Origin of the sequence: Novipirellula artificiosorum (genome assembly GCF_007860135.1) — a bacterium.
Taxonomy (GTDB): Bacteria; Planctomycetota; Planctomycetia; order Pirellulales; family Pirellulaceae; genus Novipirellula_A; species Novipirellula_A artificiosorum.
This window is the reverse complement of record NZ_SJPV01000004.1, coordinates 380934-401150: the sequence shown is the minus strand read 5'-3', so window position 1 is coordinate 401150 and position 20217 is coordinate 380934. Positions and strand designations below refer to the sequence as shown.

General features: G+C 55.9%; 18 protein-coding genes. 4 read left to right on the top strand and 14 right to left on the bottom strand.

All coding sequences use genetic code 11. The annotated features are described in order from the left end of the window. Positions 1–55 precede the first annotated feature (55 nt). On the top strand, positions 56–955 hold the full coding sequence (locus Poly41_RS14005; RefSeq protein ID WP_146526822.1) for a dihydroorotate dehydrogenase: 900 nt from the start codon (positions 56–58) through the stop codon (positions 953–955). 22 nt (positions 956–977) lie between these two features. Here Poly41_RS14005 and Poly41_RS14000 read toward each other — a convergent pair whose 3' ends face one another. Continuing rightward, entirely contained in the window at positions 978–1919 is a 942-nt protein-coding gene (locus Poly41_RS14000; protein WP_146527151.1) for a WecB/TagA/CpsF family glycosyltransferase, read from the bottom strand. A gap of 166 nt (positions 1920–2085) precedes the next feature. On the opposite strand from Poly41_RS14000, the gene Poly41_RS13995 reads away from it, so the two are divergent. After that, positions 2086–3321, top strand: coding sequence for a hypothetical protein (locus Poly41_RS13995; protein ID WP_146526820.1), 1236 nt, complete (start codon positions 2086–2088; stop codon positions 3319–3321). Here Poly41_RS13995 and Poly41_RS13990 read toward each other — a convergent pair. From Poly41_RS13990 to ychF, 3 genes are read right to left on the bottom strand one after another with little or no spacing between them, the layout of a single operon-like run. Further along, complete coding sequence (locus tag Poly41_RS13990; RefSeq protein ID WP_146527149.1) at positions 3299–3631, bottom strand: amidohydrolase; 333 nt, start codon at positions 3629–3631, stop codon at positions 3299–3301. The two genes, Poly41_RS13995 and Poly41_RS13990, sit on opposite strands and share 23 nt — an antisense overlap. A gap of 26 nt (positions 3632–3657) precedes the next feature. Then, positions 3658–4248, bottom strand: a complete 591-nt coding sequence (locus Poly41_RS13985) for a hypothetical protein (RefSeq protein WP_146526818.1) — start codon at positions 4246–4248, stop codon at positions 3658–3660. Between the two features lie 32 nt (positions 4249–4280). After that, a complete protein-coding gene (gene ychF / locus Poly41_RS13980) occupies positions 4281–5372 on the bottom strand; it encodes a redox-regulated ATPase YchF (RefSeq protein WP_146526816.1) in 1092 nt (363 codons plus the stop codon). Positions 5373–5680: 308 nt separating this feature from the next. Here ychF and Poly41_RS13975 point away from each other — a divergent pair, with 308 nt between their 5' ends. Together Poly41_RS13975 and Poly41_RS13970 are read left to right on the top strand one after the other, a co-directional pair. After that, positions 5681–6457 (top strand): hypothetical protein, encoded by a 777-nt coding sequence (locus Poly41_RS13975; RefSeq protein WP_146526814.1) that lies wholly within the window; start codon positions 5681–5683, stop codon positions 6455–6457. 305 nt (positions 6458–6762) lie between these two features. Further along, positions 6763–8865, top strand: a complete 2103-nt coding sequence (locus Poly41_RS13970) for an elongation factor G (protein WP_146526812.1) — start codon at positions 6763–6765, stop codon at positions 8863–8865. 121 nt (positions 8866–8986) lie between these two features. Here Poly41_RS13970 and Poly41_RS13965 read toward each other — a convergent pair whose 3' ends face one another. The 10 genes from Poly41_RS13965 to Poly41_RS13920 are packed head-to-tail and all read right to left on the bottom strand — an operon-like array spanning position 8987 to position 19904. Further along, complete coding sequence (locus Poly41_RS13965) at positions 8987–9634, bottom strand: hypothetical protein (RefSeq protein WP_146526810.1); 648 nt, start codon at positions 9632–9634, stop codon at positions 8987–8989. Then, positions 9609–10697 (bottom strand): hypothetical protein, encoded by a 1089-nt coding sequence (locus Poly41_RS13960; protein WP_146526808.1) that lies wholly within the window; start codon positions 10695–10697, stop codon positions 9609–9611. The genes Poly41_RS13965 and Poly41_RS13960 overlap by 26 nt, the downstream gene beginning before the upstream one ends. Further along, entirely contained in the window at positions 10694–12442 is a 1749-nt protein-coding gene (locus Poly41_RS13955) for a hypothetical protein (RefSeq protein WP_146526806.1), read from the bottom strand. The genes Poly41_RS13960 and Poly41_RS13955 overlap by 4 nt, the downstream gene beginning before the upstream one ends. Positions 12443–12449: 7 nt before the next feature. Further along, on the bottom strand, positions 12450–14078 hold the full coding sequence (locus Poly41_RS13950) for a hypothetical protein (protein ID WP_146526804.1): 1629 nt from the start codon (positions 14076–14078) through the stop codon (positions 12450–12452). Next, a complete protein-coding gene (locus Poly41_RS13945) occupies positions 14068–15084 on the bottom strand; it encodes a prepilin-type N-terminal cleavage/methylation domain-containing protein (RefSeq protein ID WP_146526796.1) in 1017 nt (338 codons plus the stop codon). Before Poly41_RS13945 ends, Poly41_RS13950 begins: the two co-directional genes overlap by 11 nt. Beyond that, positions 15081–15617, bottom strand: coding sequence for a type IV pilus modification PilV family protein (locus Poly41_RS13940; RefSeq protein ID WP_146526794.1), 537 nt, complete (start codon positions 15615–15617; stop codon positions 15081–15083). The genes Poly41_RS13945 and Poly41_RS13940 overlap by 4 nt, the downstream gene beginning before the upstream one ends. After that, positions 15614–16432 (bottom strand): pilus assembly FimT family protein, encoded by an 819-nt coding sequence (locus tag Poly41_RS13935; RefSeq protein WP_197231321.1) that lies wholly within the window; start codon positions 16430–16432, stop codon positions 15614–15616. Before Poly41_RS13935 ends, Poly41_RS13940 begins: the two co-directional genes overlap by 4 nt. A 42-nt stretch (positions 16433–16474) precedes the next feature. After that, the gene (gene gspG, locus Poly41_RS13930) at positions 16475–16975 is read right to left on the bottom strand and encodes a type II secretion system major pseudopilin GspG (RefSeq protein WP_146526790.1); all 501 of its coding nucleotides are present in this window, start codon (positions 16973–16975) and stop codon (positions 16475–16477) included. An 18-nt stretch (positions 16976–16993) separates the two neighbouring features. Then, on the bottom strand, positions 16994–18214 hold the full coding sequence (locus Poly41_RS13925; RefSeq protein WP_146526788.1) for a type II secretion system F family protein: 1221 nt from the start codon (positions 18212–18214) through the stop codon (positions 16994–16996). Between the two features lie 4 nt (positions 18215–18218). Next, positions 18219–19904, bottom strand: a complete 1686-nt coding sequence (locus Poly41_RS13920; protein WP_146526786.1) for a GspE/PulE family protein — start codon at positions 19902–19904, stop codon at positions 18219–18221. Positions 19905–20217: the final 313 nt, after the last annotated feature.

The window sequence follows — 20217 nt, the reverse complement described above, 5'->3', positions numbered from 1 at the left end:
GTGCTAAACTTCGCCGCTCGCTGTTCCCTTTCCCCATCGCTGCCACGCTCTTGCCATGCTTACCACTACGCTCGGACGCTTGACTCTGAAAAACCCAATCATGGTCGCATCGGGGACGTTTGGTTACGCCCGTGAAATGCAGGAGGTCGTCGAGGTGCCACGCCTGGGGGCGGTGCTTCCCAAAACGATCACGGCGGAGCCGCGGATTGGGAATGCTCCGTGGCGTACCGTTGAAACGTCTGCCGGACTGCTGAATGCGATTGGGCTTGATAACGATGGGGTGGATGCATTCCTCGAGCATCATCTGCCTTATCTGCGCGAACTCGGGACGTCGGTCATCGTCAGCGTGGCAGGACGCACTTGCGAGGAGTTCACCACACTTGCTGCGCGTGTCGGTAGCGAAGCAGGTGTGTCCGCGATCGAGCTGAACTTATCCTGCCCGAATGTCAGCGGTGGTGTCGATTTTGGGACCAATGCGACATCGTGCCGCGAAGTGGTTTCGTCCGTGAGAGACGCGTGCAAGGTTCCGATCCTCGCCAAATTGACGCCAAATGTAACCCGCATTGCGGAGATCGCGCAGGGAGCCGCAGATGGTGGCGCCGATGCGGTTTGTTTGATCAACACGGTGCTCGGCATGGCGATTGATTGGCGACGACGAAAACCGATGCTCGGCAACGGCATGGGAGGACTCAGTGGTCCAGCGATCAAACCGATTGCACTGCGATGTGTTCATCAAGTTGCCTCGGCCGTCGACATCCACATTGTGGGCATCGGTGGGATCGCAACGATTGACGACGTGATGGAGTTCCTGGTCGCCGGAGCGAGCGCCGTTCAGATTGGCACCGCCAACTACTACGATCCGACCGTTTCCACACGTTTGATCGATGAATTGCCCACGGCACTCAAAGAAGCTGGTGCCGAAAGCGTAAAGGAAATGGTTGGCACGTTGGGGTAATACCGGTGCCGCAGTGGCAAAGCTATCGACGGTCACTCCACTCGCCCATGCCCCAGCTTGTCACCAAACGTTTCCAATCTTCGATACATCGACCTGCCAAGAAAGCCGCGTTCGAGGCGTAACGAGGCACCAGACGCTTCGGGTCACTAAACATGCGATGCGCCCATTCCATGCCAAGCCTTTGCCAGCTTTCGGGAGCTCGCTTCGAAGTACCCGCAACAAACTCGAACGAAGCCCCTACTTGAATACTGACCGGAACGCCCAGGCGTTGGTAGTTTGCGTGAATCCACTTTTCGCCTTTGGGTTGTCCAAACGCGACCAACAGTAGGCCGGCATCGGACGATTGAATCCGTGCGTCTTGTTGCAGTTGTTCGACTTCATTCAGCTGGCGGAAGGGGGGCGATTCAACGCCGGCAATGCGCAAGCCTGGATAGAGTTCCGCAAGGGTATCCGCACAGCGTTGCCCTACGCCAGGCTCGCCACCGAGGAAATAGATCCCCTGGCCACGATCGCGACAGCGCTCGGCCAAACGGTAGATCATTTCGCTGCCGGCAACTCGCTCGGGCAAAGGGGAATTGCCCAACCGACTACGATTCACGATGGGTTGGCCATCGGCCAAGATCAAATCGGCATCACGAGTAATTTGCTGAAGTTCCGCCTCGCGGTGATGCAGCATGCAATAGTTCAAGTTTGCCGTGATCACGTAGCTTGGAATTCGCCGGAACATCAGTTGTTCAATGCGATCGATTGATTGGTCCAAAGTGACTCGATCAAACGGCACATCCCAAACGTCCACTCGATCCAGCGGCGGTAACGGCTCGGACAGAGATTCCCATGACGCAGGGAGTTGCGATGGCCCCGTGGGGTGGAGCAGGTTGTGGACGACAGTGGGATCCGGTCGATCAGTCACCAGTGCGATCGGATTGGGTGCGATTGGATGAAGACCTGAGGCATCGGAAAGCATGTCAAGAAATCCAGTTTGCAAGCGAGGGTGTATTTCGGACATCCAAGGCTAGCTCACAGGACGGAGTACCCGGTCGATAAACACCCCTTTACCAATTGGGTCTTGCCAAGCCGTTTCCTGAGCTGATCGGCTTGTACCGATTGGACGGGTCGGTCAGATTGTGCGCATGACAGAAAAGAAAATGATTGTGATTTCCGCCGAAGGGCTGGCGACAGCCGCGTTGGGGTGTTTTGGTTCGTCGTGGAATCCGACTCCCGCGATCGATCGAATCGCCAGCGAGGGAAGCGTCTGGGAGCAGATGATTGCTGGAAGCCATTCGCCCACCGAGGTGCTTCGAAATTGGTGGTGTGGCACCGAGACCGCAGAAACCGGCGAAATCGCACGCTCTGTCGATTGGTTTTCGGCGTGGCGTGAACGGGGGCCGATCGAATTGATCACGGATTGCCCCGATGTTTCGAAGAGTGGAATCGATGCACCCTTTACTGTTTCGACGCTGATCGAGCCACCGTCCTTTCATGCCGAGGGGGCCCCTGTCCGGCAGCCCTGTGAAGAAATCGAAGAGACACATTTGGCGGAGTTATTTGCGGCGTTGCTGGATCGTATCGAGAGCGAGGCTCCGTGGAGCAGCGTTTGGTTGCATACGCAGTCACTCGCCGGTTGTTGGGACGCGCCCCGATGGTTGGTTCCTCGTGACGAAACCGATTTCAATGACGGGGCCGATTTGGATGACGAAGAAGACCCGACCGACAAGGGACAACCGGCCCCACCCTGGATGTTTGACCTGGTCGACATCTCTCCCTTTCCGCTGCCAGAGGATGCCCATCCTGACCTTGTCGTGTCCTGGATGCGAACCTACGGATGCCAGATCCAATTACTCGACCGGTTGATCGGCTTGCTGCTTGAATCGCTCGCCGAGAAAGCAGAAGCGGTGACGATCGTGATCGTCGGAGCAAGCGGGTTCAGTTTGGGCCAAAACGGCTGGATCGGTACCGAATCCGGTCCGTTACGAAGTTGCCATCACCGAATCCCGCTGTTGATTCAACAAGCGACGGCGGGGAGCAAGAGCGAGATGTTTGGCGGGCCAATCCGAAGTGCCGTGGTTGCCAACGCGAGTGAATTGCCGCGTTTGCTCCGCCAGCTGTGCCAATCGGATGGTCCTTTGATCTCACCGTCGCAGTGGGCTCAAGACAGCGATGATTTTCATCCGTATGTGATCACTCAATCCGATTCAAGCATGACCGCAATCACCACGGCGCGATGGTACTTGGTTCAAGACCAGCAGGAAGGCGGGCCGAAGCTGTTTTTGAAGCCAGATGATGTGGATGACCAGAACAATGTCAGTCGACTCAGACCCGATATCACCGCTCAGCTTGAAGAGCTTATTCGTTCAGAATTGCGATGATCCTGTCGACTGCGGTTCGCAACGATCGGGCAGCCATGGCAAAATTGGTATGTCCACTCACCTCCGGCTGAATTGCCACATAGAACTCTGTCGCTTTTCTTAGCTTCGACAGTTTTTTCTTGGCGACCTTCAGATAATCTCTTTCGGCTCGGACCTCCTCAATCGGGCCGAAAGCTAATAAGACATCGTACAAATCTCGAACGATTTGCCGCAGGTCCTCATCATCCTCGGACTCATCCGCATGTTTCAAAAACGTGCGGACCATCCAAACATGAGTGAGTTGAGCATCAATGGCATGCACGCGACTCATGGGGTCCAGCGGCTCGCTCGTCGTCGTCACGTGAGCGGGTCCTCGGCCGCGGTGCGATGCGGGTCCGTTTCGACAGCGTTTGACACGTCTGGCTTCGCAGGGACAACGTGACCATGCGGGGTATTTCGTGCGACAATGATGACGCCAAAGACCGTCACGAGCATCCCGATCCACAACATCGGACTGACCACCGTCGCAGCATGCAGTCGCAAAACGGACACCAGTGCCGTGATCGATACGGCGCCGCCGAAGACGATCGGCATCACCAGCAGCGCATTACCGCGGCTGGTCATCATCGCCGTGGTCAAGCACAAGGCTCCGCCGGCACCAAGTGTTCCCGCGAGGAAACCCCACTTGGCCGTGGCAAAATGCGCCCCGCTGTAACTAAACGTGTCACCTTTGACCTTCATCATCACCAAGCCACCCGCGATCGCAATCACCAAGTAGGCGATGCCGATGAAGACGTAAGGTTTGAAAGGCGTCCAGCCTTCGGGGGGAAGCATGGGACGACCATCGAGACCGCGAGGTGTTTGTGCGTTGCCAATCGCGGGGCCATAGCAGCCCCAGAAGGCTGCGGTCCCAAGGGCAAAAAGGATGGGTATCAACATTTTGTTCATGAAGTTCTCTGGAGGAGTGAAACGGAAAAGGCCTAAACGTTGAAGAGGAAATGACAAATATCGCCATCTTGCATGATGTACGCCTTGCCTTCGATTCGCAGTTTTCCGGCTTGGCGAATCTCTTTCTCGCTTTTGTAGTTTTCCAAGTCGTCAAGAGAATAGATTTCGACACGGATGAAGCCACGCTCAAAATCGCTGTGGATCACACCGGCGGCTTGGGGTGCGGTGGCACCGATCGGGACCGGCCATGCGCGGACCTCCTTCTCGCCAGCGGTGAAGTAGCTTTGTAGTCCGAGGGTCCGGTAGGCTTCGCGAGCAATCTGGTTGAGTGCCGGTTCGGTCAAGCCAAGGTCCGATAACATCTCACTGCGATCGGGTTCTTCCAGTTCGGCGATTTCGGCCTCAAGCTTTGCACAGACACAAACCACGCTCGCCCCAGACGACTCGGCGTATTCACGTACTTTCCTGACCAGCGGATCGTCGCCCTGCAAGTCATTCTCGTCAACGTTAGCCACGTACAGTACCGGTTTCGCGGTCATCAGGCCGTAGCTCGAAATAGCGTCCGCCTCGGCTTCGGGTAACTTCAGCGTTCGCAGCGGTTGGTCGTTTGCCAAGTGCTCGTTGCATTTCTCGATCGCGGAAACACGGAGTTTCGCTTCCTTGTCACCGCTGCGGGCGGACCGCTGGGCTTTGGCGAGTGAGTTTTCAAGCGTTTGGATATCTGCCAACATCAATTCGGTTTCGATCGTGTCGATATCCGACAACGGATCCACCGATCCCGAGACATGCGTCACATCGGGATCTTCGAAACAGCGAACGACTTGAACAATCGCATCCACTTGGCGGATGTGGCTCAGGAATTTGTTCCCTAAGCCTTGTCCTTCGCTCGCTCCTTTGACGATCCCCGCGATGTCCACCAACTTCAACATCGCCGGGATCGTTTTCTGAGGCGTGATGTAGTGGGTGATCCGACTCAGTCGGTCGTCGGGAACACTGACAATCCCTTCATTCGGTTCAATCGTACAAAACGGATAATTTTCACTCTGCGCCGCTCGGGAGCAGGTCAAGGCGTTAAACAGCGTACTTTTGCCAACATTTGGCAAACCAACGATTCCAGCTTCCATAGCCCTATTACATTAAAGAAGAAGTAACTCATTCACGGACTCCCCCAGCCGGTCGATTCCGACCGGTCAGCCGGTGCGGCAAATCGTATCAGGCAAACAGGGAAAGACGTAGGGGCCAGCGGCGGTGGAAAGAGAAGGAGATTCTGATTTTTTTCAAATCGAGCTGCATCTTTGCCCCCCGCCCTGCCGAACCCTGACTACTGCAAGATGCACCTTTCGGAGAGGATCGATCTGTCGGTTCTTGCCAAGGTTTCACGGACGAAGCTGGCGGTTTCCTGATTAACCACTCTCGTTTGTGAGCTCGACCCTTGCGAAATCTTACCCTTGGCGTGCTGATCGTTTCGGCTGGCACTCTTGCCGCTCTGCCGTTTCGCCGGCCCCCCTCAACGCCCGAACGATTGCCCGAGTCGAGGAAAATCGTGGTTCCGAAGCCGAGTCTCGCTGCTCGTACAAGCCTCGAGACCAGTACGTTCACCAACGATCCCTACACCGCCGGTTCCGTTTCGCCCTCGGTTGCGTCCAACTCCGCGGTCGACGACGGGATCATGGCTGCATCGGCCCAAGCCGGAATCGACCCCGTTGCCCAATTGGAGGCGGAGATGCAGGCGCTCGATGGTGTCTCGGATCCATCAACCCCCGCTTTCGCATGGAACCAACGATACGAGCCAGCCAAACGACAGGAAACGACCAAGCCGCTGACCTACGAAGACCTGGCGGTTCCATTGACGCGACCAGGAATCGTCGAAGAGCGATTCAACGCGACCGCATCGGTCTTTGAAAAGAGAGAGCAACTAGCAGCAGCACCCCGTGACGGAATCGCAAAAATGCAGCCCATGGGGCTGACGGTGTCGCCACCGTCGGTCGCGGTGACGTCTAGCGAGCCGTCACGAGATGGGGGACACGAGATTGGTCGAGTCATTCCCGATTCGCATTCGAAACCGAATGCCCAATTGGCTAGCGCCAGTGCCAATCCTTCAGCGACTTCGGCAACCAACGCGTCGGTCGCCAATACCGATCCGATCTTGCCGGTTTCTAAGTCACCGTCCCCTGAGCGTGAGCGCTTCTGGATCCGCCAGCCCGACTAGCGAGGGTTTCGATTGGGATACCCTCTTCTCTCGAGAGCAGTTCTTTTTCGAGCTTTTTTCGAGGGCGGAGCGTGGGGTCAGCTCATACCGGCCACCCATAGGAGGGCTGGTGGGAAGCGACCTCACGACGAAATGCGAAAAGGAACGTCTGTCGGGGATGCGGCATAGTGTCACAGGCCGATAGTGCCTTTGCTTTTCTGGCGCAAGGGCTCTAAATTAGACGCTTCGTCTTCGCTCGGTGGCTCCAGTCAACCTTGGTGGTTAGCTGAACCGTCGCCGGGTCTGTTCTTTAAGGAGTCTTTCTGATGGCACGTACTTCGGACCTTCGCTGGAGGAACCTCGCAATATGTGGTCACGCATCGGCCGGCAAGACCACACTGGTTGATCGCTTGCTGGCCGAAACTCAAGCCGTTCCCGGCAATCCCGATGTGAGCAACGGCACCAGCATCTGCGATTTCGAGCCTGAAGAAAAAGCTCACAATCATTCGATTGAATCTGCCGTCGTCCGTCTGAAGCATGGCGAAAACGAATTCGATCTCATCGACACACCCGGCTATCCCGATTTTATCAGCGGGATGATTGGCGCCATGGCCGCAGTCGAAGCTGCCGTGGTTTGCATTGATGCCCACAGCGGCATCCAAATGAACTCACGTCGAGCCATGGACGAAGCGGCCAAGCATGGCATCGCGCGAATCATCGTCATCACCAAGATGGACGACGCCCAAGCGGACTTCAAAACGCTTGTCCAGCAGTGCCAGGAAACATGGGGGGCCGGCGTGATCCCGCTGCAGATTCCAATTGGACAAGGCGAATCCTTCAAATCGGTTGCCTCAGCGGTGGAGTTGCCGATCGAAGCCAAAGCAGCCGTCGTCAACGTTGCCCACGCCCACGAGCAGTTGGTTGAAGAGCTGGTCGAATCGGACGAAGCCTTGATGGAACAGTACCTCGAAGGCAACATGCCCGATGTCCCATCGATCAAAGAACTGCTTCGAAAAGCCGTCATCAGCGGCGATGCGATTCCGTTGCTCTGCGTGTCCGCAACAGAGGGGATCGGCCTCAAAGAACTGATCGATTTACTCGACGAAATCACTCCTGCTCCGGATGAGATTCAACGGACCGCGAAAGACGAAAACGGGGAAGTCGTCACGCTCGATCAATCTGCAGATGGCCCCCTTTCGGCTCAAGTGTTTAAGGTCCGGGTCGATCCCTTCGTGCAAAAACTCAGTTACGTTCGCATCTTTGGCGGCAGCCTGTCCAAGGATCAGGCCGTTCATGTCAGCGGAGCTCGAAAAGACATTAAGCTCAACGCTGTCATGAAGGTCCAAGGTGAACAGACCGAAGCGATCGATTCCGCCTCGGCAGGTCAGATCGTGGCGGTCGCGAAAATGGAGGACCTGCATGTGGGAACCTCGATTGGAACGTTCGAGCTGCCGGCGATCGAATATCCCGAACCGATGGTTGGCGTTGCAATATCGCCGACCAAACGTGGGGACGAAAACAAGCTTTCCACGGCGATGCACAAATTGACCGAAGAAGACCAGACGTTGAAAATGTCACGTGACCCGCAAACCAGCGAGATGGTGATGACGGGGATGAGCGAGTTGCATTTGCAGATGCTTCGCGAACGCTTGGCACGCCGGGACAAGATCGAAATCGAAACTCATGACCCTTGCATTCCCTACCGCGAAACCATCACGACCTCCGCCGAAGGTTCCTATCGCCACAAGAAACAAAGTGGCGGTCGGGGGCAATTCGGCGAAGTCCACATTCGTATGATGCCGTTGCCGCGAGGGACCGACATCGAATCGTTCGCCGTCAAGGCTCGCTTCCCGAACTTGAAGTCTTATCACCATCATCCCGAGAACAATTTCCTATGGGTCGACTCCGTCGTCGGCGGTGTGATTCCCGGGAACTTCATGCCTGCCATCGAAAAAGGATTTATCGAACGGATGGCCCGTGGCGTCATTGCCGGGCATACGATTCAAGATGTCGCCGTGGAAGTCCATTTCGGGAAACACCATCCTGTCGACAGCAGCGAAGCGGCCTTCAAAATGGCGGGTAGTTTATGCTTCCGCGATGTGTTCCGAAACGCCAAGCCGGCGCTGCTTGAACCGGTCGTCCATTTGAATGTTCTCGCCCCTGAGGATTCGGTGGGGGACATTTATAGCGACATGAGCAGTCGTGGCGGCCGCGTGCTCGGCAGCACCGCGATGCGTGGCGGGATCCATTCGATCGACTGTGAAGTTCCGCTACGATCGGTTGGGCATTACAACCGGACGCTTAGCAGTGTCACCGGTGGCCAAGGAAGCTATACGATCAGCTTCAGCCACTACGAAACCATGCCGGCGGACGTGCAACGACAGTTGATGGAATCGGCCAAAGAAGAGTTGGAAGAAACCTCTGCCTAGTGGCGTTCGCTTCGCAAGTGAAGCGAGAAACCACGCGAATCGAGAATGTCACCGACCGGCTTGCCGGTCGGTGACGCGCCCTCGTTTGGTTTGCTCAGGCGAACCGGAAGGGCTTTGCTGCTTAACGATTGGCAATCGTCAATTGGCTTTCGATCTGATGAATGTGTGGCTCGAAGGACGCCAGGATTCGGAGTTTCTCGGCCATCTGCTCCGATGCCACCGAACCACGTAGAATGGTGCGGTCGCCCTGATGTTCGATCTGAATGTTCGATCCAGCCGTTTGTGTCAGCAGCGACTGTAACTTGATGTCTCGTTTCGAAACAACCGTTGCTGCAAACGACTTGCTTGATAAATCAAATCCATCGATCGACAACCGAGGGTAATACATGGTGCCGCGGCGCAGTCGCGGTAGCGGGCGGTTGATTTGGGTAGAAAGATCAGGCGGGTCACGGAGAGATTCGACGGAGGTGCGTACACGTCCCACGCCTATGGCTTGTTCGCTTCCGACAAACCCCTGCAACGCACCACGGTTGGATCCCACGAAGTCATTTCGCGACCGATTGTCTCTGAGAAAACGCTCATCCCCTTCCACAACTCCCGCAGACTCAATTTCAGCGGGGGCGACATTGCGGCTATTTGGACGGCGAGTCAAGGGTTGCCCGAGCGTTCGTGCACCAAACAACTGTGCCTCGGCATTCGAAGCCAATAGGCTGATCGCCAGGAATAGCATGACCCGCATGATGTTAGAAATCGTTCGCTGTCTGATCATTCGTTTGCTCGCTATCACTCAACGCGGTTTCACTGATCACCGTTTCACTTGAACCGGTTTCGCCTGGGACGGTGGTTTCGTTAGGCGAGTGGTCAAGTGGCACGGATCCATCGAGCGTCATCTCATTGGACGAGGTCGCGACGGTGTCCGTCGTGGGATTGCCCAACACATCTCCCAGGGTTTCACCTAGCGTAATCCAACAATCGAACTCGTTCACCAACAAATTCACTCGATCCTCGTGAAACGTCTTGACCGTGACCGTGTGTAGCGGAAGATCCAACGTTTCCCCCTCAGCGACGATTTGCGTTCGCGGTGGCGAACCCACGGAAAACCATCCCTCTTGCTCTCCGGATCGATTCTGTGTGATCGCGTTCAGTCGAACTTGGCCTAGCGATTTCGAAAACCCTTTGGCAAACAAGTTGCGATTGACAAATTCATTGAACTGCTCTCGTGGCGGAAAACTCTGTTCGTTGCGAACCAACATCGATAATCCGCCTTCGCGCTCTGTCGCTTCAAGCGACAGTGTCTCGATCGACAAATTCAAATCCAGCTGGTTGCCATTGACAAGCGGTGACAACGAGAAACTACGGATCTTGTGCAGTTGTGCCGAGCGATGAAAGTCATGAAGGAAATCGGTCAACCGGTTCAACGTCGTTCGTGCCCTCAGCGTGAAGCCAATTTGATGGCCCACGAGTCTCGACTTTCTCTTCGACAATCGGGATCGTATTTCAATGGGGCGTGGTGTCTCGGCGTCAACCGAGGCGGACTCCATCTTGTGTTGTTCGACCAGCTTCAACAACCAATCTTGATAGCGTGATCGAGCTAACACGGGATTGTAGGGAAGTGCTCGAGCGGCGCAAGCCTCCAATTGGTTCGCCAAACGTCTTCCCGTAATCTGAGAAGTGTTTGCATCTTGAATCTTGCCTTCAACCGCCTTCAATTCGACCTCCAATCGCTTGGTCGGCACCTCGATGAAGGAACGATAACCGGCATCGGCAAAATACATCAGCACGATGGCTCCGGCACCAGCCGCGAGTAAAAGCGTTCTTCGGTTCTCGTTCATAGGGCGTTCTCGCTGACCTCTGAAACCATGGCGTCTGCTGACGACTCCACTTCCGTGCCTTCCTCGCTGTCCGGTTCTGCTAAGTTTTCGCGTTTCGCGAACTCGGAATCCGCGTTCTTCATTCCCAAGTTCTCCGATTCGCCGTTCAACAGGAAGGTTTCTTCTTCTCGTTCCTCCAGCGGAGCGATGGGGAATGCAATGCGAGCTTCAAACTGCCATGGATACTCTTCGTTATTGGTTTGTTCGCTGATGCGTTTACTGGTAATCGAAAAGTTTGCGTCGCGGAGTCGATTCTCAAGTTCGGCGACGCGATTCGGATCGTTCACTTGGATCGACAGGTCAAACACTCCCGTGGTGCCATCCACATTGGCACTCAAACGCCGAACATTTGCGCGTTGGCCTTCGGGAAACAGTCCCGAGAGCTTTTGCAGTTGGCCAAGCCAATCGACCTGATCACCAAGCCACTGCTGAACCAAGCGAGTCTCATCGGCCTTCTCTTGCATCTTACCGGCGATTTGCTCCGCTTCGGTCAATTCCAACTTCCGCTCGCTGACTTGCCCCTTCAAGTCGTTCACGTCGGCGATCATGGTGTAGGAGACGATCCCCAAACTGCCTGCGGCAAGGGCTGCGATCGATCCCCAGCGCCGGATTGGGTTCGGTGGCACGGGTGGCACCTTGGGATGTACCAAATCCACTGCCAATTGATGCTGTGCATATCCATAGGCAGCAGCCACCAAGACGGGATCGGCGTCACGCGAATCCGCTGGGTCATCCTGCTTGCTACTGGAGTCAACCGGCATCGCCAAGTAAACCGGATTCGCATCAAGTGACTCGCACAACGACAACGATTCGTCGCTAACATCTTGCTTGGGCTGCACATCCTCTGAGGCATCAAGCGGGCTTCGGACCAGCACCAAAAGCTCAGGCCGTTCGCCGGGCGCGACGAAGTCCATCAGCGAAATGCTGCGCTGGACCTCGGTCTGAATTTGATCGGTCAGGGATCCGACATCATGGCTGCCGGCACGAAACGTTCGCAGCGAAGCTAAGCGGTTGCCACGAAAAAACGACAGTTCCACTTCACCTTCATAGACGACGATCAGCACCGATAAGGGGGACCGAAAAACACGTTTCGTGCGAAGTTGTGCGAGCGGCGCCGTTTGTCGCGATGTGAATGCAGCGAGTTGCAAGTCGATCTTCTCTGTCGCCTCTTTCCACTGGTTCAGCTCGCCTTCTTCTAATGAGAACGCCGCCGCAGTGTGGGGCCGAGAGGTGACCGGATCACTTTCGGCGGGCTGGTCTTTGTCCGGTTCCTTTGCTTGCGGTGCCAAAATCGGAGAGGGAGTTGCGCCGTCGAGCAGTCGGTAGTCAACGACCAAATCATGATCGCTGTCGCCAATCAGTTGTTCCACCTCCGCCCGAACAAGGGCAGCCACTTCACCTTCCTCGGCAGGCGGGATCTCGACGGTTGTCATCTCCAAGTCCGTTCGGGGCAACAGCAAAACGAGACGTGACGCGCTGATTTGTTGTTGTTTCAAATGCCGATGCAACACCTCGAGCGATGGTTTTTCGGCTTCGCGTTCGATGGTCCCCCAGGCGATTGCGCCGATTGTGTCTTTGCGTTCCTTGACCACAAGAAAGTAGACATTGACTTGATCCCACGACGCAAACAACACCGGCCCACGTTTGGTGGGACCTCTCAGCGAGTCGAGGAATGGTAGTTTTTGTAGGACGTTGGCAATGGGCATGGTGAGATTATTCGGTGGGCAGCGTATCAGCACGCAATTCGTCAATCGAAAAACCTTGGCCCCAAGCGTTCCATTCGCGATAATTTCGCATCGGAACACTTGCTGAACACCCATCAAGGGAGACCGTACAGCGGAACGTAGGCGTCAGGGCATCTCGAAAGGCAACGATTTGGGCGTGGTAACAATCACCTCCAACGGTGATCCAAGGTTGCATTTTTTGTAAGGCGGGTAAGTCAACAACGTTTTCGATTAATAACCAAGCAATTGTATCACGCGATTGGTCCGTCGCGGCCGGCGATCCACGTCGCTCGACAATTTCGCCGACCGTCTCCGTGCTCAATCCGGGAATGCCCAGCAATACCTCGCGAGGCGCATCCATCACATCAACTTGGCCGAGGATGACCGGACTCGGGTTCGTCGTCACGTCATCCACCAAGGCTCTAAGATAGTTGCTCGGATCACCAAAGTCATCTGTGAATGGGCTTCGAACCCGCAATACCTTGTCATCGGATTCCGGAATTTCGACCGTCACCCCTACAAGCTCCAAGCTGGTGCGAAGTCGAGTGGACGCGGGAATCGACAAATCAGGCGTCCACTCGGCCGCAGAGGCTGAGGAACGTCGCTTTCCCCCAGCGCGTTTGCGAGCGATCCCAAATTGCCTCGCTGCAATCACGAAATTCGCCCATTCCGCTGGCCAGATCGCCAACAGTTCTTGGTGCAGCGATTGCAAATCCTTGCCATTGATAAAGATCCGGCGGTTGCCCGTCAGATTCACATTGCGTTGGCCACTGTCGAACGTCAGGTAGTCTCGCCATGCCAGCGGCGCCGCGCCGCTGGACGACGAACGGAGGGGGTCGGGATCGATTCCCGCGGTCGTTTCCACCGTGGCCTGCCCCATCAACGCGAGCTCAAGCGAGTCCAGTTGATAATTCTGATCCCAGTCGCCACCGTTCCATAGCATCGCCCAGCGGCTCGCCGTTTGGCTCGCATCACTGTCCTGCTGCCCCATGCTGGACGAACCTTGGGTCGCCATTGCACCCAGTCGGTCACTCAATCGCACCGCCTTCGACCGGCTCGAATCGCTGATACCGTACGCTCGCATCAAAGCCGAGGCCATCGTTTCGTCCATCCCTGGCAAATTCATCAGGGCTAGCTTGGCTTGTCCAGGCTGTGCTTGATCCCAGTCACTTAGCACGGATAAGTTCAATTTAGCCGATTCATTGGTCAGCCCAAACCGCCAAGACTGCACCTTCTCTGGATCGGAATCGAGCGACGTCGTCCCACCGTCGCTTGGTGCGATGACCGAGAAGGACCAGGCCGAATTGGATGCATCCGCATCGCCATAAACGCTGGCGTCTTCTTCGAGCGGTACCCCTGCAAACGAATCGATCGCCGTCCTATGCCAACCCATCCGTTGGCCACGAGGTCGTTCGATTGCCATACGCAATGCGTCGACCGCACTCATCGCCGTCAACCTTGCCTGTGCGCGTTCGATCTCCAGCTGGCTCAAGCGGTAGGTATCGGTCATCTGTTGGTTAAAGCCATAAGCGGCCAACGCCACCAGTACAACAATCACCATCACGACCAGCAACGCCATGCCTTGTCGATCCGCTGCCTTGGGTGCTCTACGGATCATTGCGGCCTCCTCCATCGCTGCCGGGCACCAAAACGACGATTCGCACGTCGCGATCAAGCGCCTCGTCGTCTTCGCTTAGCGTGGCGGTTGGCTCAGCGGCCAAGGCCAATTCACTCGCGGATTCGCTGCTGGCGAAGTCCTCGGCAACAAAGGCTTCCGTCTCCTCGGACTTTGGTTCAGACGATTGTTTCATGGTAGCAGCCGATGGCAGATCGAAACTCAACTCAATCGCTCGCGGCAAGCGTCCCTTCAGTTGGCTGTCCCAGTTCGAGGTCCAGGACTGACCATCGGAATAGCGAAAACGAGGTGTCACCATGTTTCGAATCTTCATTGCAGCAAGCTTCCTCGGCGCAGCAGGGTCTTCAAGCGACTCATCATCGGAGAGCCGATAAAGGTCTTCCGTCGTGAGCAACTCTTCGGATCGGGACGAGGTCGACGCATTCGACCACCGATCGATCGGACTCCGTTGTCGCTCGAGAGCGTATCGTTCCTCCTCGGTGTCGGAGGATGCCTCCGCAACCAATTTGTAACGCAGGTGATGCACGGCAATGGGATCGAGGGAGCTCGCCCTGTTTTGCGTTTGCACATCCATCGCCTGCGTGGTTGACGACAAAGGTTCCGCCGTCTGAGTGATAGCTTCAAGCCATAGCAACGGATCAACCGAAGGAACGAAATCGACCTCGAATCCTTGTTCGTCGCCTTTGAACGGTTGCAACGAGAAGGGGGCCGCCTCCTTGCTCAAAGAACTTGGCTGGCTGCGGGGTTCCATCAAGTGTGCAGCATCCGATTCAAGCCAACTTCGAGTGACTCGGATCATCTGCATTTGATAGGCTTGGTTCCAGCCGCGTTGTTCGGCGTCACGGTACGATCCCAATATCGACCAGGCCACCGTCAACAGTGTCGCCAGCAGTGCAAGCGAAATCATCAATTCCAACACCGTGTATCCGCTGCGATCGCTCCACATTCCTCTGAGCTGACGCATTCGTCTGTGTTGCCGCCAGATCATTCCATTGACTCCGGTTCAAGTCCTTGCATCTCTGGGCCTTCTGGCACCGCAGGTTCAGAACCTTCTGGCTTGGGGGGCATCGACGATTCCTCCTCAGCGGGCATCACCGAATTCGTTCTCGCCGGTCGGATCCAACGAACCAAGCGTACGATGGCCGAATCGACGTTTTGGGTTCCCCCGTCATTGGCTCGATAAATGGCCACGACCACTCGCATGGGGCTGGAGGTATCTTCACTTCCGGCGTCCTCACGCGTGAGGGTGACTTCGGTTTGTTCCATTCGATAGGACCAGCGAGGGTCTGACTCGAACGTTCCTTCCGTCTCCGTTTCGGATTCGCTCGGCATCGCCAAGAACTCGTCCATCACCGTTTGAGCGAGTTGTAACGCCACCGTTCGCTCCTCTGCCGTCCGAGCCAAACGGCTCGCTTGTCCCACTAATGCGAACAATGCCGCGCCGCTTCCAGCAAGCATCGCCGTGGCAATGATCATCTCCATTAGGGAAAAGCCGTGGCGTCGCCTCGATAGGATCTTCATTCGGATGGCTCCCAGTCGATCAAGTCTGAAGCGTCTGCGGAACTTGAGACGTCTTCCGCCGAGAAATCGCTCGGTGGTGCACTCGCGAAATCGGTCGCCGGATCAGGCTCGATTGAACTCATGCGCGAGGTTCGCATCATTCCGGTTACGGCATCGATTTCGAGTGCAACGCGGCTACCGGACACAACATCCCGCAAGACGATCACGGCATCGCGAGTTTGGCCGTTAGGCAGAAAGGGGAGGTACCAAGAGGTTGGATTCTCATCAAGCGGATCGGTTGACTGGGCAGCATCCCCCCATTCAAAGGATTCGTCTTCGGATGCTTGCGTTACCGCTTCGCTGAGCCCCGTCAGCGGTAAGGACTCGGGCGTTTCATACGTCTGTGTGTCCAGTTGAACGTCATCGATGACGACATCAATCGGCAACTCCCAGAGTCCCCCCGTCACCGACGCATCATCGAGACTCTCTTCGCCATTGTTGGCAGCGCTGAGTGTCGAGGCATCGAGGGGGGAGGCTTCGAGCGAGGAGGCATCGCGGAGTTGCTCGGCGATCAGATCGGTCCAGGTCCCCCAACGGACCGACGATTGCCCCGACTCGAAACGCATCAATCGCGGCTGTCCATGCATCGCCGCGGCTTGTCGACAGGACGAAATTTGATCGCGCAGCGCAGCGGCGGCCTGGTGAACCGTGCTATCGGCCATGGGCCGGCGTAAACTGGGCCACGCCACGGCTGCCAAGGCAACCATGATCGCCAGCACGATCAACAATTCGAGCAGCGAAAAAGCGAGACGATTCGAAATTCTTCGCTGGTTCAAAGCTGCTCCGATCGATTGCGGGACGTCAGCCCTGCGGCGGACTTACAACGTGGTTGTTTCCATCTCCATCGTTTCCGTGGTTTCTTCATCACCGTCTGCGGGGCGGTTGGCGATGTCGTCATCGGTACCGGCTTGAGCATCGGGCCCGGCGGAAGAGATACGCGGAAAATCGGGACGCTCGGTATCGCTACTCCCTTCGGCAACGTCGTATTCATAGACGAAATCGTTGCCCCAGGGATCGATCGGCAACTTGCTGCCATCGAGGTACGGGCCCGCCCATTTTCGAGCCAATCGCTCGTCATCGGGCGCTTTCAACAGTGCTTCCAATCCATCTTCGGTGGCGGGAAACACTTTCATATCCACCACGTACATTTTTAACGCGGATGCCAAGTTCCCAATTTGAACCTCAGCAGTGCGAATGTCGGCTTTCTGTTGCGAGCCTAACAAGCGCGGACCGACCATCGCGATCAAACCGACCAAAATGATCAACACGATCATCAATTCGAGCAGCGTAAAACCACTGCGTTTGCGTTTGCGTTTCATCGTTTTCCCCTTTTACATTTAGTTAACGGTTGAATTCAAATCAAAGACCGGCAGTAGAACGCCTACGATCACAAACATGACCATGGTACCGATCAGGACTAACATCAATGGCTCGATCATGCGAACCATCACTTCCAATTGTCGCTCGACCTTGTTGTCGATTCGGTCAGCGATTTTGACTAACACATCATCCAGTGTGTTGGACTCTTCAGCGATACGAATCATCGCCATGATTTGCGGTGGGATCAAACCACTGGCCGCCAACGGTTTGGCCAGCGTATCTCCGGTGGTTACATTTTCAGCCGATTTCAACATCGCCTGTTCCAGCAGCCGATTGCCAGTCGATTCGCTACTGATCTTCAGCGACTTCAACAGCGGCACCCCATTCCTCAACAACGTTCCAAGCACGCGGCAAGCGCGAGAAACCGCTGCATCGTGGAAGATGTCACCCATCACAGGGATCTTCAATTTCCATGTGTCCCAGTTCATCCGGCCACGGTCGGTCGCAATGTACTTTTTAACCCCAATCACAATCGCCGCAATCGGAATCGGCAACAGTAAACCGTAATTCATCAGCGTGTGGCTAACCGCCAACAATAGAACGGTAATCATCGGCAACCCCGATCCCGTCGCTTCGAGCCGATCGAAAAAGGGCTGGAACTTCGGCACCAAGAACACCATCATCAAGGACGTGATCAGCGTACCGACCACCCCCAGGACAATCGGGTATGCCAAAGCGCCAATGATCTTGGATCGCATTTCGTCTTGTTTGCACAGGAAGACGCTCGTCCGTTGCAGCGACTCTTCCAAGAATGCACCTTCTTGGCCAGCACGCACCATGCTGAGCGTCAATTCCGAGAAAATCGCAGGCTCCGCGGACATTGCTTGATCAAGCGTGGCTCCTTCGGCCACCGCATCGTGAATGCGGCCCATCGCCGTTTTCAACCGCGGATGAATCGTCACATCACCGAGGATGGACAGCGCCTCGAGCATCGGAACACCGTTGTTCAACAGGTCCGCCAGCTGCGTGCATAGGTCAGCGATCTGTTCCTTCTTAATGCGCTGCGGCAATTGCAGCGAACCGGCCGAACCGATCGAGGGCTTGATATCCGAGACGCTGACCGGGTAAAGCGTTTGTTGTCGCAAACGCTGCATCGCAGCCCGACGCGTTTGCGCAGCGATCTTTCCCTCTCGCCGTTCTCCGGTCGCGGTTTTTGCAACGTAGGCAAAGTCAGGCATTTCGTCAGTCCGCCTTGGTGACGCGGAGCACCTCTTCGACCGTGGTCAATCCATCACATGCCTTTGTCCAACCATCGTCTCTCAGCGTTTCCATCCCCGCCTCGATGGCTGCCGCTTTGATCAAATTGGATGCTGCCCGTTGGGTAGCCAAATCGCGGATCTTGTCGTTGGTCACCAATAATTCATAGATTCCCATCCGGCCTCGGTATCCGGTACCCCGGCATTGGTCACACCCCTGTGGCAAATAGAGTGGCCCATTGAGTTTGTCTAGCGGAAAGTCATCCGGTAGATCTTCTTTGCGTGGCGTGTAGGCTTCACGACAACTTGGGCATAGCCGACGGACCAGTCGCTGAGCCATGACACCTTCAAGCGTGCTGGCGACCAAAAACGGTTCGACGCCCATATCACACAATCGCATGAACGAACCCGCTGCGTCGTTGGTGTGAAGCGTGCTGAAGACCATGTGACCGGTCAAGGATGCCTGGGTTGCGTTTTCGGCCGTTTCCAAGTCGCGGATTTCACCGATCAGCACGACGTCCGGATCGTGACGCAAAATGGCTCGCAAACATGCCGCAAACGACAGCCCGACCTTCTGCTGTACCTGAATTTGGTTGATCCCATCCAGTTGGTACTCGATCGGATCTTCGGTCGTGATGATCTTGGTGTCTTCCGACTTGATCTCATTCAAGGAACTGTAAAGCGTCGTTGTTTTGCCCGATCCCGTCGGCCCTGTGACCAACACGATCCCGTGAGGCATTCGGATCAACTTCTGGTACGTTTGGTACGTGGCTTCGGGCATTCCGATTTGACGCAGCGAAAGGCTTAAGTTTGATTTGTCGAGCACCCGCATCACGACACCTTCGCCATGCAGCATGGGGATGATCGAGACACGCAAATCGACTTCGCGTCCGGCAACTCGCAACTTGATTCGACCATCTTGAGGAACTCGCTTTTCGGCGATGTTCATCTTAGCCATGATCTTCAAACGACTCACAATCGCCGCCTGAAATTGGTTCATTTCTTGAGGCACACTCTGAGGCTGCAGCACCCCGTCGATGCGGTAGCGGAGCTTCAAGCGGGCTTCTTGAGCCTCGATATGAATGTCACTCGCCCGAGCTTCGATCGCTTCGCTGAGGATTTCATTGACGAGCCGCACCACCGAAGCTTGCGTCGCAGCTTCCGCATCCTCGGAACCATCGGTCTGGATCTCCTCAAGCATCTGAACGTCGCCGCTCTGCTGCTTCTGCATCGCGATCAAGCCATCGATCGTTTCCGCTCCGACGCCCAAATGCTGTTTGATCAACTGGCGAACGGTTTCTGGAGTCGCGACGACGGGCCGAACCTCAAGCGACAACGCGGTTGCAACGGTGTCGAACGCGCCAAAGGCAAACGGGTTGCTCACGGCCAAGCGAATCCAACCGTCTGATTTTTCCAGTGGAAAGACCTCGTAGCGGTGGATCATCTTGAGTGGGAAGCCATCAAGCGCCGTCGGATCGACCTCGATTTCTTCCACGTCGAGCCATTCGAGGCCAAGCACACGTGCTGTTTCGGCCAGCAAGGCGACACCACTGTCAAAGTCCCACTGAACCGCAAGCGTGCCGAGCTCCGACCGATCGCGAAGCGAATCGGCGACTTGGCGAAGTTGAAGGGCTGTCAGGGCGGGGGCGATTCCGTTTACTTGAGTGATCATGGTAAGCGTCGCTGTTCATTGGCCGCATGCCGCGCACTTGAAGATCGGAAGCAACCCGCGTCGCCCGGACTCGCTCAATTAAAGCGGTTCGCGGCAAATACGACCGGTGATGTCCGACTCACATGCACACAGCTCCGTCGCAAAAAGCGGGATTTCAACAGCAATCGCCATCTCAGCCCTCGCGAATTCTGCGACATCCTTGGCTATGTTAAGGTGGGATCGGGGCCTTGATAACGACAGCGCCATCAGGGGAACCCGACTGTTTCTTGGGAGGTGTTCTCTGCTTGAATCTTAGTGGAACTTTGGTTCCGAG

Bases quoted from the DNA above. Each gene is read 5' to 3' on its own strand.
- Poly41_RS14005 (WP_146526822.1), top strand. From the start codon at position 56: ATGCTTACCACTACGCTCGGACGCTTGACTCTGAAAAACCCAATCATG.
- Poly41_RS14000 (WP_146527151.1), bottom strand. From the start codon at position 1,919: ATGCTTTCCGATGCCTCAGGTCTTCATCCAATCGCACCCAATCCGATC.
- Poly41_RS13995 (WP_146526820.1), top strand. From the start codon at position 2,086: ATGACAGAAAAGAAAATGATTGTGATTTCCGCCGAAGGGCTGGCGACA.
- Poly41_RS13990 (WP_146527149.1), bottom strand. From the start codon at position 3,631: ATGAGTCGCGTGCATGCCATTGATGCTCAACTCACTCATGTTTGGATG.
- Poly41_RS13985 (WP_146526818.1), bottom strand. From the start codon at position 4,248: ATGAACAAAATGTTGATACCCATCCTTTTTGCCCTTGGGACCGCAGCC.
- ychF (WP_146526816.1), bottom strand. From the start codon at position 5,372: ATGGAAGCTGGAATCGTTGGTTTGCCAAATGTTGGCAAAAGTACGCTG.
- Poly41_RS13970 (WP_146526812.1), top strand. From the start codon at position 6,763: ATGGCACGTACTTCGGACCTTCGCTGGAGGAACCTCGCAATATGTGGT.
- Poly41_RS13965 (WP_146526810.1), bottom strand. From the start codon at position 9,634: ATGATCAGACAGCGAACGATTTCTAACATCATGCGGGTCATGCTATTC.
- Poly41_RS13960 (WP_146526808.1), bottom strand. From the start codon at position 10,697: ATGAACGAGAACCGAAGAACGCTTTTACTCGCGGCTGGTGCCGGAGCC.
- Poly41_RS13955 (WP_146526806.1), bottom strand. From the start codon at position 12,442: ATGCCCATTGCCAACGTCCTACAAAAACTACCATTCCTCGACTCGCTG.
- Poly41_RS13950 (WP_146526804.1), bottom strand. From the start codon at position 14,078: ATGATCCGTAGAGCACCCAAGGCAGCGGATCGACAAGGCATGGCGTTG.
- Poly41_RS13945 (WP_146526796.1), bottom strand. From the start codon at position 15,084: ATGATCTGGCGGCAACACAGACGAATGCGTCAGCTCAGAGGAATGTGG.
- Poly41_RS13940 (WP_146526794.1), bottom strand. From the start codon at position 15,617: ATGAAGATCCTATCGAGGCGACGCCACGGCTTTTCCCTAATGGAGATG.
- gspG (WP_146526790.1), bottom strand. From the start codon at position 16,975: ATGAAACGCAAACGCAAACGCAGTGGTTTTACGCTGCTCGAATTGATG.
- Poly41_RS13925 (WP_146526788.1), bottom strand. From the start codon at position 18,214: ATGCCTGACTTTGCCTACGTTGCAAAAACCGCGACCGGAGAACGGCGA.
- Poly41_RS13920 (WP_146526786.1), bottom strand. From the start codon at position 19,904: ATGATCACTCAAGTAAACGGAATCGCCCCCGCCCTGACAGCCCTTCAA.